General features: G+C 58.8%; 16 protein-coding genes and 5 tRNA genes. 13 read left to right on the top strand and 8 right to left on the bottom strand.

Annotation, left to right across the window (positions count from 1 at the left end):
• The 9 genes from HP547_RS06910 to mgtE form a co-directional block, all read left to right on the top strand.
• Positions 1-1,122: DHHA1 domain-containing protein (locus HP547_RS06910; RefSeq protein WP_256676280.1), on the top strand; the 1,122-nt coding region annotated here is incomplete at its 5' end.
• Positions 1,123-1,206: 84 nt separating this feature from the next.
• On the top strand, positions 1,207-2,442 hold the full coding sequence (locus tag HP547_RS06905; protein ID WP_172222400.1) for an aspartate kinase: 1,236 nt from the start codon (positions 1,207-1,209) through the stop codon (positions 2,440-2,442).
• Between the two features lie 164 nt (positions 2,443-2,606).
• Positions 2,607-2,795 (top strand): carbon storage regulator CsrA, encoded by a 189-nt coding sequence (gene csrA, locus HP547_RS06900; RefSeq protein WP_003254503.1) that lies wholly within the window; start codon positions 2,607-2,609, stop codon positions 2,793-2,795.
• A 72-nt stretch (positions 2,796-2,867) separates the two neighbouring features.
• A tRNA-Ser gene (locus HP547_RS06895) sits at positions 2,868-2,958 on the top strand.
• Between the two features lie 106 nt (positions 2,959-3,064).
• Positions 3,065-3,141 (top strand) — tRNA-Arg (locus HP547_RS06890).
• Positions 3,142-3,213: 72 nt separating this feature from the next.
• Positions 3,214-3,290: transfer RNA gene (locus HP547_RS06885), tRNA-Arg, on the top strand.
• Between the two features lie 73 nt (positions 3,291-3,363).
• Positions 3,364-3,440 (top strand) — tRNA-Arg (locus HP547_RS06880).
• Positions 3,441-3,464: 24 nt separating this feature from the next.
• A complete protein-coding gene (locus tag HP547_RS29340) occupies positions 3,465-3,647 on the top strand; it encodes a hypothetical protein (RefSeq protein WP_172222403.1) in 183 nt (60 codons plus the stop codon).
• 151 nt (positions 3,648-3,798) lie between these two features.
• Positions 3,799-5,241, top strand: a complete 1,443-nt coding sequence (gene mgtE / locus HP547_RS06875; protein WP_172222406.1) for a magnesium transporter — start codon at positions 3,799-3,801, stop codon at positions 5,239-5,241.
• 171 nt (positions 5,242-5,412) lie between these two features.
• On the opposite strand, the gene HP547_RS06870 is transcribed toward mgtE, so the two are convergent.
• A complete protein-coding gene (locus HP547_RS06870; RefSeq protein WP_172222409.1) occupies positions 5,413-5,739 on the bottom strand; it encodes an Arc family DNA-binding protein in 327 nt (108 codons plus the stop codon).
• 346 nt (positions 5,740-6,085) lie between these two features.
• On the opposite strand from HP547_RS06870, the gene phnN reads away from it, so the two are divergent.
• Positions 6,086-6,679: a phosphonate metabolism protein/1,5-bisphosphokinase (PRPP-forming) PhnN gene (phnN, locus tag HP547_RS06865; RefSeq protein ID WP_172285870.1), complete on the top strand. Its 594-nt coding sequence runs from the start codon at positions 6,086-6,088 to the stop codon at positions 6,677-6,679.
• Between the two features lie 110 nt (positions 6,680-6,789).
• Positions 6,790-6,866 (top strand) — tRNA-Arg (locus tag HP547_RS06860).
• A 659-nt stretch (positions 6,867-7,525) separates the two neighbouring features.
• Here HP547_RS06860 and HP547_RS06855 read toward each other — a convergent pair.
• A complete protein-coding gene (locus HP547_RS06855; RefSeq protein ID WP_172285869.1) occupies positions 7,526-8,137 on the bottom strand; it encodes a recombinase family protein in 612 nt (203 codons plus the stop codon).
• Between the two features lie 442 nt (positions 8,138-8,579).
• On the opposite strand from HP547_RS06855, the gene HP547_RS06850 reads away from it, so the two are divergent.
• The gene (locus HP547_RS06850; protein ID WP_172285868.1) at positions 8,580-8,978 is read left to right on the top strand and encodes a hypothetical protein; all 399 of its coding nucleotides are present in this window, start codon (positions 8,580-8,582) and stop codon (positions 8,976-8,978) included.
• 63 nt (positions 8,979-9,041) lie between these two features.
• Here HP547_RS06850 and HP547_RS06845 read toward each other — a convergent pair whose 3' ends face one another.
• Genes HP547_RS06845 through HP547_RS06820 form a run of 6 tightly spaced genes read right to left on the bottom strand, consistent with a single transcriptional unit; the run spans position 9,042 to position 11,885 of the window.
• Complete coding sequence (locus HP547_RS06845; RefSeq protein ID WP_172285872.1) at positions 9,042-9,662, bottom strand: tail assembly protein; 621 nt, start codon at positions 9,660-9,662, stop codon at positions 9,042-9,044.
• Positions 9,662-10,003, bottom strand: a complete 342-nt coding sequence (locus tag HP547_RS06840) for a hypothetical protein (RefSeq protein WP_172285867.1) — start codon at positions 10,001-10,003, stop codon at positions 9,662-9,664. Before HP547_RS06840 ends, HP547_RS06845 begins: the two co-directional genes overlap by 1 nt.
• On the bottom strand, positions 10,003-10,848 hold the full coding sequence (locus HP547_RS06835) for a hypothetical protein (RefSeq protein ID WP_172285866.1): 846 nt from the start codon (positions 10,846-10,848) through the stop codon (positions 10,003-10,005). Before HP547_RS06835 ends, HP547_RS06840 begins: the two co-directional genes overlap by 1 nt.
• Positions 10,839-11,051 carry a hypothetical protein gene (locus tag HP547_RS06830; RefSeq protein ID WP_172285865.1) on the bottom strand — a complete coding sequence of 71 codons (213 nt, stop codon included), beginning with the start codon at positions 11,049-11,051 and terminating at the stop codon, positions 10,839-10,841. Before HP547_RS06830 ends, HP547_RS06835 begins: the two co-directional genes overlap by 10 nt.
• Complete coding sequence (locus HP547_RS06825) at positions 11,029-11,454, bottom strand: hypothetical protein (RefSeq protein WP_172285864.1); 426 nt, start codon at positions 11,452-11,454, stop codon at positions 11,029-11,031. Before HP547_RS06825 ends, HP547_RS06830 begins: the two co-directional genes overlap by 23 nt.
• The gene (locus HP547_RS06820; RefSeq protein WP_172285863.1) at positions 11,451-11,885 is read right to left on the bottom strand and encodes a DUF5681 domain-containing protein; all 435 of its coding nucleotides are present in this window, start codon (positions 11,883-11,885) and stop codon (positions 11,451-11,453) included. The genes HP547_RS06825 and HP547_RS06820 overlap by 4 nt, the downstream gene beginning before the upstream one ends.
• Positions 11,886-12,310: 425 nt before the next feature.
• Here HP547_RS06820 and HP547_RS06815 point away from each other — a divergent pair, with 425 nt between their 5' ends.
• Positions 12,311-12,640: a hypothetical protein gene (locus tag HP547_RS06815; RefSeq protein ID WP_172285862.1), complete on the top strand. Its 330-nt coding sequence runs from the start codon at positions 12,311-12,313 to the stop codon at positions 12,638-12,640.
• Positions 12,641-13,348 lie beyond the last annotated feature (708 nt).

The following is a 13,348-nucleotide window of genomic DNA, read 5'->3' as shown; positions in this document are numbered from 1 at the left end:
GGCCAGGTTGGCGACTCGGGCTTCCTGCAGGCCGGCGCTGCACGGTTTGACGTGCGCGACACCACCAAGACCGGTGGTGCCTTCCTGCACCATGGCGTGGTCGCCAGCGGTGCGCTGCTGATCGGTTCGCCGGTCGAGGCCAAGGTCGATGCCGAGGTGCAGCACGCCACCTCGCTGAACCACTCCGCCACCCACCTGCTGCACGAAGCGCTGCGCCAGGTGCTGGGCGAGCACGTGCAGCAGAAGGGCTCGCTGGTCGACAGCCAGCGCCTGCGTTTCGACTTCAGCCACTTCGAGGCACTGAAGCCAGAGCAGATCAAGCTTCTGGAAGACATCGTCAACCGCGAAGTGCGCAAGAACACCCCGGTTGAAACCGAGCTGACCGACATCGAGACCGCCAAGGCCAAAGGTGCCATGGCGCTGTTCGGCGAGAAGTACGGCGATACCGTGCGTGTACTGAGCATGGGCGGCGATTTCTCGGTGGAGCTGTGCGGCGGTATTCACGCCAAGCGAACCGGTGACATCAGCCTGTTCAAGATCATCAGCGAAGGCGGCGTGGCCTCTGGCGTACGCCGTATCGAAGCAGTTACCGGGGCTGCGGCGCTGGCCTACCTGAACGCTGCCGAAGAGCAGGTCAAGGAAGCCGCGCAGCTGGTCAAGGGTAACCGCGACAACCTGATCGACAAGCTGTCGGCTGTGCTCGAGCGCAACCGCCAGCTGGAGAAGCAGCTTGAACAGCTGCAGGCCAAGGCCGCCAGCGCCGCCGGGGATGATCTCTCCAACGCGGCCGTTGAGGTCAAGGGTGCCAAGGTACTTGCAGCCCGCCTGGATGGGCAGGACGGCAAGGCCCTGCTGGCCCTGGTCGATCAGCTGAAGAACAAGCTCGGCCACGCAGTGATCCTGCTGGGCAGCGAGCATGAGGGCAAGGTCGTGCTGGTGGCCGGCGTGACCAAAGACCTCTCCAGCCAACTCAAGGCTGGCGATCTGATGAAGCAAGCCGCTGCGGCAGTGGGTGGCAAGGGCGGTGGCCGTCCGGACATGGCCCAGGGTGGCGGCGTCGACGTCGCTGCACTGGACCAGGCCCTGGCGCTGGCCGTGCCGTTCGCAGAGCAGGGACTTTGAGATGAGGGGGCCGGCGGTCTAGTCGCCGGCCCCTTCATGTTGGATTGTTTTTTGGGGCCCTGTATGGGCTGAGGCACCATTGAAATGGCGTTGATCGTACAGAAATTTGGCGGCACCTCTGTCGGTTCCATCGAGCGGATCGAGCAGGTAGCCGAAAAGGTCAAGAAACACCGTGAAGCGGGCGACGACCTGGTGGTCGTGCTGTCGGCCATGAGCGGTGAAACCAATCGCCTGATCGATCTGGCCAGGCAGATCACCGATCAGCCGGTGCCGCGTGAGCTGGATGTGATCGTGTCGACCGGTGAGCAGGTCACTATCGCCCTGCTGACCATGGCCTTGATCAAGCGTGGTGTGCCAGCGGTGTCCTACACCGGCAATCAGGTGCGCATTCTTACCGACAGCTCGCATAACAAGGCGCGCATCCTGCAAATCGACGACCAGAAGATTCGTGCCGACCTCAAGGAAGGCCGTGTGGTGGTTGTAGCGGGCTTCCAGGGCGTCGACGAGCACGGCAGCATCACCACCCTGGGCCGTGGCGGCTCCGATACTACCGGCGTGGCCCTGGCGGCGGCGCTGAAGGCTGACGAGTGCCAGATCTACACCGACGTCGACGGTGTCTACACCACCGACCCGCGCGTTGTGCCGCAGGCCCGTCGCCTGGAGAAGATCACCTTCGAAGAGATGCTGGAAATGGCCAGCCTCGGCTCCAAGGTGCTGCAGATCCGGTCGGTGGAGTTCGCCGGCAAGTACAACGTTCCGCTGCGCGTGCTGCACAGCTTCAAGGAGGGTCCGGGGACCCTCATTACCATTGATGAAGAGGAATCCATGGAACAGCCGATCATTTCCGGTATCGCCTTCAACCGTGATGAAGCCAAGCTGACCATTCGCGGCGTGCCGGACACCCCGGGCGTGGCCTTCAAGATCCTCGGCCCGATCAGCGCTTCGAACATCGAAGTCGACATGATCGTGCAGAACGTCGCTCACGATAACACCACCGACTTCACCTTCACCGTGCACCGCAACGAGTACGAGAAGGCGCAGAACGTGCTGGAGAACACCGCCCGTGAAATCGGTGCGCGTGAAGTGATCGGCGACACCAAGATCGCCAAGGTATCGATCGTTGGCGTCGGCATGCGTTCGCACGCCGGTGTCGCCAGCCGCATGTTCGAAGCCCTGGCGAAGGAGAGCATCAACATCCAGATGATCTCCACGTCCGAGATCAAGGTCTCGGTGGTGATCGAAGAGAAGTACCTGGAGCTGGCGGTACGTGCGCTGCACACCGCGTTCGAGCTTGACGCCCCAGCCCGACAGGGCGAGTAAGGCGCTGCCTGGAAGGGCGCGGCTTGCCGCGCCCTTCGCGTTTCTGCTTGCCGCGCAGGCCCTGTCCTGCCCTGTGTGGCGAGTAACCGGGCCAGGTCGTCGTCCACGGCCAGGCCCAGATACCCAAGACTGTTACCCCTGAATGTTTGCGTAAGGAGAAAGCTATGTTGATTCTGACTCGTCGGTGCGCCGAGAGCCTGATCATTGGAGACGGCGAGATCACCGTGACGGTGCTCGGCGTGAAAGGCAACCAGGTGCGTATTGGCGTCAGCGCCCCCAAGGAAGTGGCTGTTCACCGTGAGGAAATCTACCTGCGGATCAAGAAAGAGAAGGATGAAGAGCCAAGCCTTTAATTCTTTTGAAGTTTTTTTCAAAAAAAGGGTTGCAAAGGTGAAAGAGGTTCTTTAATATTCGCCTCGTGTTGCGGTGAGGTGGCCGAGTGGCCGAAGGCGCTCCCCTGCTAAGGGAGTATACCTCATAAGGGTATCGGGGGTTCGAATCCCCCCTTCACCGCCATTATTCGCTTAGGGCGCTGTAAACAGTAAGAACGCTAAGTAGTTGATTTTAAACGAAAAAGTTCTTGCAAAAATGTTTCAGCGACCTATAATGCGCGGCAAGACACGGACTCATAGCTCAGCTGGATAGAGTACTCGGCTACGAACCGAGCGGTCACAGGTTCGAATCCTGTTGAGTCCGCCACTTTTGAAGTGGCTTTGATTGCAAGGCTACTTCAAACAACCAGTGGTAATCTGGTCTAAAACTACCAATTGCGGACTCATAGCTCAGCTGGATAGAGTACTCGGCTACGAACCGAGCGGTCGCAGGTTCGAATCCTGCTGAGTCCGCCACTTTCTTGAAGTGGCTCTGCTTGCAAAGCTGCTTCAGTCAACCAGTGGTAACCTGGTCTAAAACTACCACCACGGACTCATAGCTCAGCTGGATAGAGTACTCGGCTACGAACCGAGCGGTCGCAGGTTCGAATCCTGCTGAGTCCGCCATACCCCATCAAGAAGCCCGCTCAATTGAGCGGGCTTCTTGTTTTTATCGCCACTGAAATTGTTGGTGATGTCGATCTAAGCTCTTCTGTGAGCGCAATGTGCTTTCCCATCTTCCGCAACCGTCGCACTGATGGCTTCGACCGTTGTCCTAGCTTTATCACGCAAACGATTGTTCTGGCCGAAAATTTAAGCGATCTGACAGCTTGAGCAGTGTATGATTGCGCCCGTCAGCCCCGCCGGGGCTTGTGGAAAACCACCATGGACTTACCCAGTAGTTACCCCTTAACAAGTTTTATACAGAACGATCTGACCGATTGATTCTCCCGGCGTGCTCCACTGCTGGGAGTGGAGTTCGCCTATGACTGAAGTAGAAGTAAAAAAAGCGCAAGACAGCCTGCAGGACCGCCTGGCCCAGGTGGTCGAATTGCTGCAGCGCCAGCGCGTGGTCGAAGACCTGACCCACCGCCAGGAAGGTGCGCACAACGACCTGGTGGAAAACCTGGTACACCGCCAGAACCTCGTCGAGCTGCAGCGCAAGCTCGATGACCTGCACCCTGCCGACATCGCCTACATCCTCGAAGCCTTGCCCCTGGAAGACCGCCTGACGGTCTGGCAGCTGGTGCGCTCGGACCGCGATGGCGACATCCTGCTGGAAGTATCCGACTCGGTTCGTCAATCGCTGATCGCCGACATGGACGATCACGAACTGCTCGCTGCTGCCAAGGAAATGGACGCCGACGAGCTGGCCGACCTTGCGCCCGAGCTGCCGCGCGACGTTGTCCACGAGCTGATGGAAACCCTCGATGCCCAGCAACGCGAGCGCGTGCGTTCGGCGCTGAGCTACGACGAGGAGCAGGTCGGCGCGCTGATGGACTTCGAGATGGTCACCATCCGCGAAGACGTCAGCCTGGAAGTGGTGTTGCGCTACCTGCGCCGCCTGAAAGAGCTGCCCAACCATACCGACAAACTGTTCGTGGTCGACTACGAAGGCATCCTCAAGGGTGTACTGCCTATCAAGCGCCTGCTGGTCAACGACCCGGAGAAGAAGGTGGCGGAGGTCATGGCGACCGACCCGGTATCCTTCAAGCCCGAGGAAGATGCCTACGACGCTGCACTGGCGTTCGAGCGTTACGACTTGGTATCGGCACCGGTAGTCGACAAGAACGACCGCCTGATTGGCCGTCTGACCATTGACGAGATGGTCGACCTGATCCGTGAGGAAAGCGAAAGCGAAGTCCTCAACATGGCCGGTCTGCGTGAAGAGGAAGATATCTTTGCCTCGGTCTGGCGCTCGTTGCGCAACCGTTGGGCATGGCTGGCGATAAACCTGATTACCGCCTTTGTCGCTTCGCGAGTGATTGGTCTGTTCGAAGGCTCGATCGAGAAGCTGGTGGCGTTGGCCGCGTTGATGCCGATCGTAGCGGGTATTGGTGGCAACTCCGGTAACCAGACCATCACCATGATCGTCCGTGCCATGGCGCTGGACCAGGTGTCGCCGGGCAATACCAGCCGCCTGATGCGCAAAGAGCTGGCGGTGTCGCTCATCAACGGCCTGGTCTGGGGCGGGGTGATTGGTGCGGTGGCCTTCTGGCTGTATGGCAGCTGGTCACTTGGCGTGGTCATGACCGCGGCGATGACCTTGAACTTGTTGCTGGCGGCGCTGATGGGCGTGCTTATTCCGATGACCCTGGCCCGCCTTGGGCGCGACCCGGCGATGGGCGCGAGTGTGATGATCACTGCTGTGACCGACAGCGGCGGTTTCTTCATCTTCCTCGGCCTGGCTACGGTGTTCTTGCTCTGACCCGGCTGCAGGAGAGATTGCCCAGCCCATTGGGCTGCGCTTTTGCGCACAGAACTGATGCTGGGCGCTCCGCGTACACTGTGGGAGCGGGTGCGCCCGCTCCCACAGGTCCCTGGGGGCCGCCCACAAAAAAGCCAGCTTACGCTGGCTTTTTCATGTTCGCTGCAAACCTCAGGAGGCGTCGGCAGCCATTTCCACATCATGAGCGATGAGCGCCACCAGGGCGTTCTGCTGTCGGTGGGACAGCTGGCGGAAGCGTTGCAGCAACTCGCGCTCATGCAGGGACAGCTCCGGGCTGTCCAGGCGCATGCTCAGCTCTTCACCCAGCGCACCTTCCTGGATCAGGCTCTGTTCCAGGCGGGCGATGATTTCGGAGTTCATGCTGCGGTGATGGTTGCGCGCTACCTCGGCAATGCGCTCACGCATCCCGTCTGGCAGGCGGACGACGAACTTGTCAGCGGTGCGGCTCGAATAAATAGCCTGTTTCAATGGGCGCATATAAATTGACCAGATTTTGGTTCAGGGGGAAGCGGTTCTCAAATTGGCCGCACGGGATGGAAGTACGACCGTGGCGACGACAAAATGTTCAACCGTCGGTGAAAAATGGGTGTTCATCTTGCCTCATAGTCGCCGTTTCCTTGGCGTCAATTCTGTGACAAATAGTGAGCCGGGTAAAGGCTTTCTGCCAGTACCAATTATCAGAAATGAGCACTGGTTTGAAAAGTTTTACATACTCCGACTTGGCAAACCGTCAGACTTTTGCCGTCAAAAACGGGTAAAACACAGCAAAAGATCAGGAACCCCCCTAAAATGCGCCGGTTCCCCTACATAGAGCATAGTGGCTATGCAACATGACGCAAGCGACCGCCGATCAGGGACAGGCCGGTTGATATTTTTGTTAGGGCCGTCGGGTTCGGGGAAAGATTCCCTGATCGACGCGTCACGTGAGCGGCTGGCGGCCGCAGGTGTGGAAGTCGCCCGGCGCGTCATCACCCGTTCCGCTGAAGCGAAGGGCGAAGCCGCCCAAGGCGTGACGGCGGAACAGTTCGAAACCTTGTGTGCACAGGGCGCCTTTGCCATGCATTGGCGAGCCAACGGCCTGGGCTACGGCATCCCGCGTCAGATCGACGATTGGCTGGCGGCGGGCAGGGCGGTGCTGGTGAATGGCTCGCGGGCCTATCTGGCCGAGGCCCGCCAGCGCTACCCGGACCTGTTGGCCGTGCTGATCGAGGTGAGGCCCGAGGTGCTGCGCCAGCGCTTGCTGGCACGCGGCCGGGAAACGGCAGAGGAAATCGAGCAGCGCCTGGCCCGCAACGCCCGGATGCAGACATCGGCCGACCCGTCGGTGCATGTGCTGGACAACTCTGGCGCCCTGGAAACAGCTGTGGCGGGGCTGTTCCTTTTGCTTGGCGATGAGGGTGTGCTCCCCCGGTTGTAGCAATACCAGAAAAGGATTACGCAAAATCCCCGGCGAGTACATGACAAACGCCAGCATGCTGGTTAACATGCTGGCCGACCCGCTGCGCAGCGCCCGCTGCCGGTGCTTGCGTCTCAGTAGCTCAATTGGATAGAGCATCCCCCTCCTAAGGGGAAGGTTGGCAGTTCGAACCTGCCCTGGGACGCCATATTATCCGGGGCTTCCAGCCCTAAGCACTTTCTGCCAAAACCTCTCATGGGTGCTTCATGGGTGCAATAAGCATGATGAAGCCCCTCTTAATGACAGCTGCAGAGGGGCACAGGAGAGTGCGATTAATAGCTGGGTGGATCTAACCGCTCCGCTAGGGCAAGCAAACTGTCCGAAAGCTCCCGCCGAGTGATGAATTCATCTCTACCTAATTGCCAGGCTGCGCCGTAGTGCTCATTCAACGCAGGGAAGGCGATTGGACTGTCTTCTGGGTGACGGCTAGCCGCTTCGAATTTAGCTAACGGTATGCGCAGGCGATTGAACTGATTTTTGACAGACCTGAATTCACTTTCCAAAGGACGCCCAGCCATTCGTTGGGTAGCGCTCCGAATCAGCTCGTACCCGCCCAGCACCCACAAATATGATTGCGTCATCCTGTCATTGAGCTGAAGTGTCGCCTCCATTGAGCCCCGCTGCTCGTTAGTTAGACTGAGGAAATGCTCATCTTGAGCAATAAGCTGGCAATCCAGTCGCCCTAAGCTCTGCACTACCGGAGGTAAGAAGCGCTCAATGCTAGCGAAGCGATGTGAGGTTGTGATCCATCGATCGTATCTATGCCGGTCCAATTTATTTCCGCTCCGATCCTTAGTAGTCCTGATATCACAGGGAATCCCTGATCCTAAGAACTGTAGTCGTCGAGCAACTCGCGTGCCTAGCCGTCGCACGAATTCCCAGGCCCGCCGCGAGCAGTTCCTTCACACGCCTGTGTAGCGCTTCATCCACTGGCCGGCCTTGGTACTTGCCTGCCGCCTTGGCCTTTTGAATGCCCTGGGCTTGTCGCTCGCGACGCTGCTCGTAGTCCTTTCGAGCGATCGCCGCCATCATCTCCACCAGCATCGAGTTAATTGCGGCCAGCATCCGGCCGGTGAACTCGTCGCCTTGCGTGTCACGCATACCCTGATGGCTGGTGGGCAGATCGAGCGCGACGATGCGCAGGCCCTTGGCGTCGATCGCGGCCTTGAGCTTGGCCCAGTCATCAGCGGGGAGGCGAGAAAGGCGGTCGATGGATTCGACAAGCAGCACGTCACCCTGGCGAGCATCCTTGAGTAGGCGCAGCAGCTCTGGCCGATCCGCGGCGGCTCCGCTGGCATTCTCCAGGTACTCGCAGGCGATGACCTTGTTATGGTCGCTGGCGAACTTCTCCAGGGAAGCCCGGGCACGGCCGGCGTCCTGCTCGTCGGTGGATGCTCGAAGGTAGGCGCGGATGAACATAGTGCAACCTGTATCAGTTAGGGTGTTGTCCTAACACTGTTGCATTTTGGGTGGTACTTATCAAGCGAAAAGGCTGATAAAGGCTTAAATTGCCCGTATCAGCCTAGGCATACCCAATGTAGACTTGACCGCTGAGCCACCATTGACCAGGGAGTGGGCCGTTGAAAATCAAAGTTAATGTTCCGAAAGGCTTCGTGGTTTTTCATAAATGGGTGGATGGAGATCTCGTTATCACCATTGAGCCCGTAAGAGCGGTGCGAGTGCTTAGCGGTGGCAGTGCTCGGCGGCATGGGCACTACGCGCTCCACCAGCGCGTTGCTGCCTCCAAAGGCAAGTCTGCCCCAGGCGACGCGCGCACCCTGGTTGTGACGGTCGACACGGACAAACAACCGACACTATCCAGTTCAGGTACCGGCTCAACTGGCCCCAGAGAGAAAGAGTAATGGCGAAGCTCAGCGATTTCAGGGAGGGTTACTACGTACATAGTGGCAAAGTGAGTGACAACGTTCGCTCCCTATGCTTGTCAGCAGTCGCCATCATCTGGGTATTTAAGCAAGACGCCGCGGGAGCTACAAACCTTCCGGCCCCTCTCTACTGGGCCCTGCTATGGGTGTTTGTTGCACTAGCGCTCGATTTCGCCCAATACCTGTATGCTTCCTCAGCATGGGGCGTGTTTGTCAGGATCAAGGAGAAGCAAAACATTACAGACGATCAGGAACTCGTAGCACCCGAGTTTCTCAACTGGCCAAGCATTTTGTTTTTTCATCTGAAGACGTTGGCAGCACTGCTGGTGTACGTTCAGATTTTCCGTCATTTGTATTCAGTGATTCATCCGATCTGAGGGACAGGGAGGCGCTAGACTAGCGATCCGTCTAGCGGGCTCTCCCGACTAAGGCAAAGTGCACTAGGCCTTGTCTTGCGCCTCGATCGAGGCTGAGATGATCGCTCCGCCCCAGCGGCGTTCGCCAATGCAGATCGGGACCGGGTTGCCGCTGGCGGTGGTGTTCTTGGCTGAGCCGAAGGCGTAACTCGGCAGGTTCTCTGGCGCGGCGCTCTGAGACAGTCCCTTTGCTTGGGGACTGAGCATCTGGATGACACCGCCGACCATCATTGAGGCGCCCATTGTGATGAGGGCCGAGCCGAACGGCGCACCTGCACCGAAAGTCCCGCCTGTGATTACCAGACCGACGACAACAAGCACTGCACCTACGATGGTTTGCAAAGTGCCTCCCCGCTTGCTCCCACCAACTACTGGAACGATCCGCACCTCAGTGGCGCCGCTGCGCTCGAAATCGTCCTCCCCAACGTTCTTTCGATTGCGGAATATCGCAAACCTCATGCCCAGCGCCTCAAGCCGCTTGATTTCCTGCTCAAAGCCTTCCAGCGTTGCCTTCAAGGCGCGAAACACCTCCCAGGTGTTCTGGCAGTCCAGCAGGTAATCCTTCTTGCGGAAGAATTTGCGAATCAGGGGGCCAGACAGGTAAACGGTGGTCATGGTTGGTGTGTTTAGGATTTGAGCAGCCATCATGGATTCTCCTTGGGCATTGGCAGGTACACACCGAGTCGGCGAGCTAACATCTCACGGCTCTGCAGGCCCTGGATGCGGATAGCCTTCTCACGGGCAGGGTCAGGGTTCCAGACGGCGCAGTGGCAGGCCGATACCGCCTTCACGCCGCGATAAGACCCGCGCAGCAGACCGGCCGAGATGCGCGCCTCGTCTTCGGTGAAAAACGGGCCGTCTATGTCGACGTGGCGACCACTTTGTACGCACTGTACGTTCCAAACGTCATAGCCGCTCACGGCTATCGGGTTGACGGCGAAATCAACGATTTTGCACGCCTCGCTGAATCGATGTTTGTAGCTCATCAGGTCGCCTCCACAGAGTTCTGCTGCTTCATCCGCTCAGCCATCTCGGGCGGCAGGGGGGTGTTGCTTGGCAGTTCCAGCGGAATCGGCTTGAGCCACTCGATCAGGTTCACCAAGCCCTGGCTTACCTTAGTCAGGGAGCCGATCTCTGCTGTCTTGCTGTCAAGCTCTACCCCGGCCCGGATAACGTCATGGCCCAGGGTCTGGACCATGTGCAATAGGTCGCGCATACCACCAGCCAGGCGGCCCAGCGTCAGCACAGCGTCGGCGTGGTTCACGGCTATGCCGGCGGCGCCAAGTTGTACCAACTGAGCATTGCTGAACCCGCTGAGGCGGGCAGGGCCGCGCAGGACTGCGGCGGTGATGCGCTGTTCACGGCCCAGGCGAATCTCGCTCATGAGCTCGGAACGGTCTTTGGACGTCAGGTCATAGACGTAGGCCCTGCACTCGGCATCCATCGCCGCGCCTGCTGCGTCAGTCGACGCCAGTGGCTGAACGGGCAGCAACTGGGTCGATGCGAAAGTGTGAAGGTTGGTCGCTGTTTCGGCGATGCTGGGCAGAGCCGCTTTAGCGGCGTCGGCAAAGAGGGTGTATGCGTCGAGCGACTGGCGGGCCTTGGCCATGGTCGTCAGATCGGCGTTCTCCCGAATTCGCTGAGCCTTGGCGAGCGCGGTCTGGTGCTGATCCATGATCAGGTTCTGCAGGCGCATGAGTGGGCCAACATTCGGCCAGAGCGCCCACTTGGTGCCCGGCAGGTTTTGCCCCTGGTATTGGACGAAGTCGTTAACGAAGGCGCTCGCGTCGCCGATGCGGGTAAGGGTGCCTACAGCGTGATTCAGTTGCATGGTTCGATACCTCGTTGGGTGTTGTTCTGCTCTGTCTCCAGATCGGAGAACAGGGTTGCTAGGTCGTTTGTCTTGGCGCCGCTTCCGCCGGCGGCCGCGGCACTCAGTTCATCCATGATCTTGCTGATTTCCATCACGGTCTGGTCCTCGCTGAGGGTGGAGACCTGCCTGCGCAGGCCATCAATGCGCTTGCGCGTGCTCATGTCGTGCCTCAATGGCTTGTTGATATAGGGCAGCCGCGTAATCAGGAATGGAGGTGCCCGCAGGGGGCTGGCAGGCCATGACCGCTCCTGGCGTGGGGAATGTCATATCGAGAAGACCGGCGGGGCTCCTACGGCCGAGGCGTTCGGCGTTGCGGGTGTGCCGAATGATCGCCAGGGCTAGCTCCTCTGCCTGGTCACTGTTCATCACTGAGAAGGGGAAGAAGAACGATGCGGGGTGCCCCTGGATTCGATATGCCAAGACGTGGCCCGTTTGATCAGGGAGATCCATCTTCCCGGCGGATGCGTCCACAACAGTCAGCGTGACCAGGTATACCGGCTCTTCATCTGCTCCGATGAGCGCTGCTAGGCGCTTCACCTCAGAGCGGAGGCCGCGCGCATTCATCGCTGCATCTCTTCAATCTGCTCGCGCAGCTCTTCGACGGCTTTCTGGAGCTCCTCCACTTCAATGACCTTGGCAACGGAGCTGAGGGCTTCGATCAGGTGGCGACCTTGATCCGGCGGCAATTCACCGGCAGCGATGGCCCGCAGAATGGATTTCGCCGCGCTGGGTAAGTCGGAGTCATCCAGGTCGAACAGCACGGTCTCAGAGGTGGCTTTGATTGGCGGCACCAAGCGTTCAAGGATCAACCGGCACGCCTGCATATCACCCTTCTTGGCAGCGGCCATCACCTTCTTGGTCACCGCCTCAGCGCCCTCTGCGAGCTTGGCGCGGATTGCTTGCGTTTGACCTGAGCGCCCGCCAGGGTTGCCGGAATGGCCTGGCTTGAACTGCCCGCGAGCACTGCGCTCTGGCTGATTACCCGAATCGTGCAAGGCCGCCCTCCATCGATAAGGTCGGCTTGTTCTCGGTAAGTGCGATCAGCAGTGCGTTTGCTTCGATATGGCCCTGCTCAGCGGCAGCGCGAAGGCGCGCCCAGGCGGCGGATATTTCTGCCTTGGTGGGCCGTACCTGCTGGCCGCGCAGCTTCGTGGGCGTAGTCATGTGGGGTCCTCAAATAGAGACTGTGAGAACCCACATTAAGGCTGATCTGAGCGCATAACCAGTGTTTTATGGGTGCACCTCAGGTGCTACACATAACGGGACATAACGGGACAAATCCGCCTTAATTTCAGGCTGCAACGAAGGACTTTTTTGTTGCACTTATGCGCAGTCACCCAAAGTGATACATAGCCAAATGCTATTGGCTCCCGACGCTCGTCCGGTGGCAAAGTTGTCGGCCAACACAAGGAGTGATTGCATGAAGAGCACAAGTTTTCAGTGGGACAAATTTGCACAGAAGGCCTCGTTCGACGAGGTTCGGCATCTTCTGGTCCATACTGGCCGCCTACCTTCGATGTTCAACCCCGAGAGAACTGAGATCTATCTGTCCTCCATGGACTACTCGGTAAGGGTGGATGACGTTGATGGGCTCAAGAGCATTGGTGAAGAGATAGCTGGCTATCTGCAAAGCTTTAGCACCGCCTCTCTGGCAGATCAGCGCAAGATTGTTGACCTACGGACCGATCACGGCGCGATCGAGAATTTGCTTTACGACTTGGGCGAGCAATTGCAACCCCTACCGCTGTAAGGAGCTCTCCACCGCCGGTGGAAACCTCGCGCCACGAAACCGAACCTCTCCGTTTTGTGGCGCGCGAACTACCCAATTGCTGGGTAGTTACATCACCTGATTTCCGGGTATCTACCGTCCCCTCAGTTTTAAGGACACCCGGCCACCAGGTGAACGAATCGTTCACCCCTCCCAACTTTCCCCATTGGGGGATGTTCCCCCGGCGGGGGAGCACCCAGGCGGCTCATGGGGTTCGATTTGAAATCTGGCCCACACCCCACTGGGGGCTGGGCTTGATGCCGGAAGAAAATCCGGTATCTAGCGCCCCATCCGGCCAGGCTGTAGCGAAGTGGGATTTCCTCACATCGAGGAAAAGGCAGGGGTCGCACTTGACCCCCCATTTGAAATGCCCATGGCTCAAAAGTGAGCCACGATCACAATTACCTGCTCCGGCCTGCTGTCAGGGTTTAACGTTAACCACCCGTTAGTGAACGGTGGTCTAACGTAGAGCTGTGCGAATCCGGTCATTTGGGCCGAATCGGACGATCTGGTCTGTCTCGGCTTGTGGTCCAACTTTCGGACTTCAAATCCAGAAGTTGGCGAGCTAAGCCGGAATTACGGCTTAGCCAAAGTGGGAATTCCCGCCCTGGTCTTTTACGAGAAGGTCGCGAAAGGGCACCGGCTGAAATTTCAGCCGATCTCCAGTGTGTCGATTCCTACACGGTGTGT

Origin of the sequence: Pseudomonas sp. CM27 (assembly GCF_013179515.1) — a bacterium.
Taxonomy (GTDB): Bacteria; Pseudomonadota; Gammaproteobacteria; order Pseudomonadales; family Pseudomonadaceae; genus Aquipseudomonas.
This window is presented reverse-complemented; position numbering and strand designations above follow the sequence as displayed.

Coding starts and splice junctions, on each gene's coding strand:
- HP547_RS06850 (WP_172285868.1), top strand. CDS start 8,580: ATGGCGAAGCTCAGCGATTTCAGGGAGGGTTACTACGTACATAGTGGC.
- HP547_RS06905 (WP_172222400.1), top strand. CDS start 1,207: ATGGCGTTGATCGTACAGAAATTTGGCGGCACCTCTGTCGGTTCCATC.
- mgtE (WP_172222406.1), top strand. CDS start 3,799: ATGACTGAAGTAGAAGTAAAAAAAGCGCAAGACAGCCTGCAGGACCGC.
- HP547_RS06815 (WP_172285862.1), top strand. CDS start 12,311: ATGAAGAGCACAAGTTTTCAGTGGGACAAATTTGCACAGAAGGCCTCG.
- HP547_RS06870 (WP_172222409.1), bottom strand. CDS start 5,739: ATGCGCCCATTGAAACAGGCTATTTATTCGAGCCGCACCGCTGACAAG.
- HP547_RS06845 (WP_172285872.1), bottom strand. CDS start 9,662: ATGGCTGCTCAAATCCTAAACACACCAACCATGACCACCGTTTACCTG.
- HP547_RS06830 (WP_172285865.1), bottom strand. CDS start 11,051: ATGAGCACGCGCAAGCGCATTGATGGCCTGCGCAGGCAGGTCTCCACC.
- HP547_RS06825 (WP_172285864.1), bottom strand. CDS start 11,454: ATGAATGCGCGCGGCCTCCGCTCTGAGGTGAAGCGCCTAGCAGCGCTC.
- phnN (WP_172285870.1), top strand. CDS start 6,086: ATGCAACATGACGCAAGCGACCGCCGATCAGGGACAGGCCGGTTGATA.
- HP547_RS06835 (WP_172285866.1), bottom strand. CDS start 10,848: ATGCAACTGAATCACGCTGTAGGCACCCTTACCCGCATCGGCGACGCG.
- HP547_RS06840 (WP_172285867.1), bottom strand. CDS start 10,003: ATGAGCTACAAACATCGATTCAGCGAGGCGTGCAAAATCGTTGATTTC.
- HP547_RS06855 (WP_172285869.1), bottom strand. CDS start 8,137: ATGTTCATCCGCGCCTACCTTCGAGCATCCACCGACGAGCAGGACGCC.
- csrA (WP_003254503.1), top strand. CDS start 2,607: ATGTTGATTCTGACTCGTCGGTGCGCCGAGAGCCTGATCATTGGAGAC.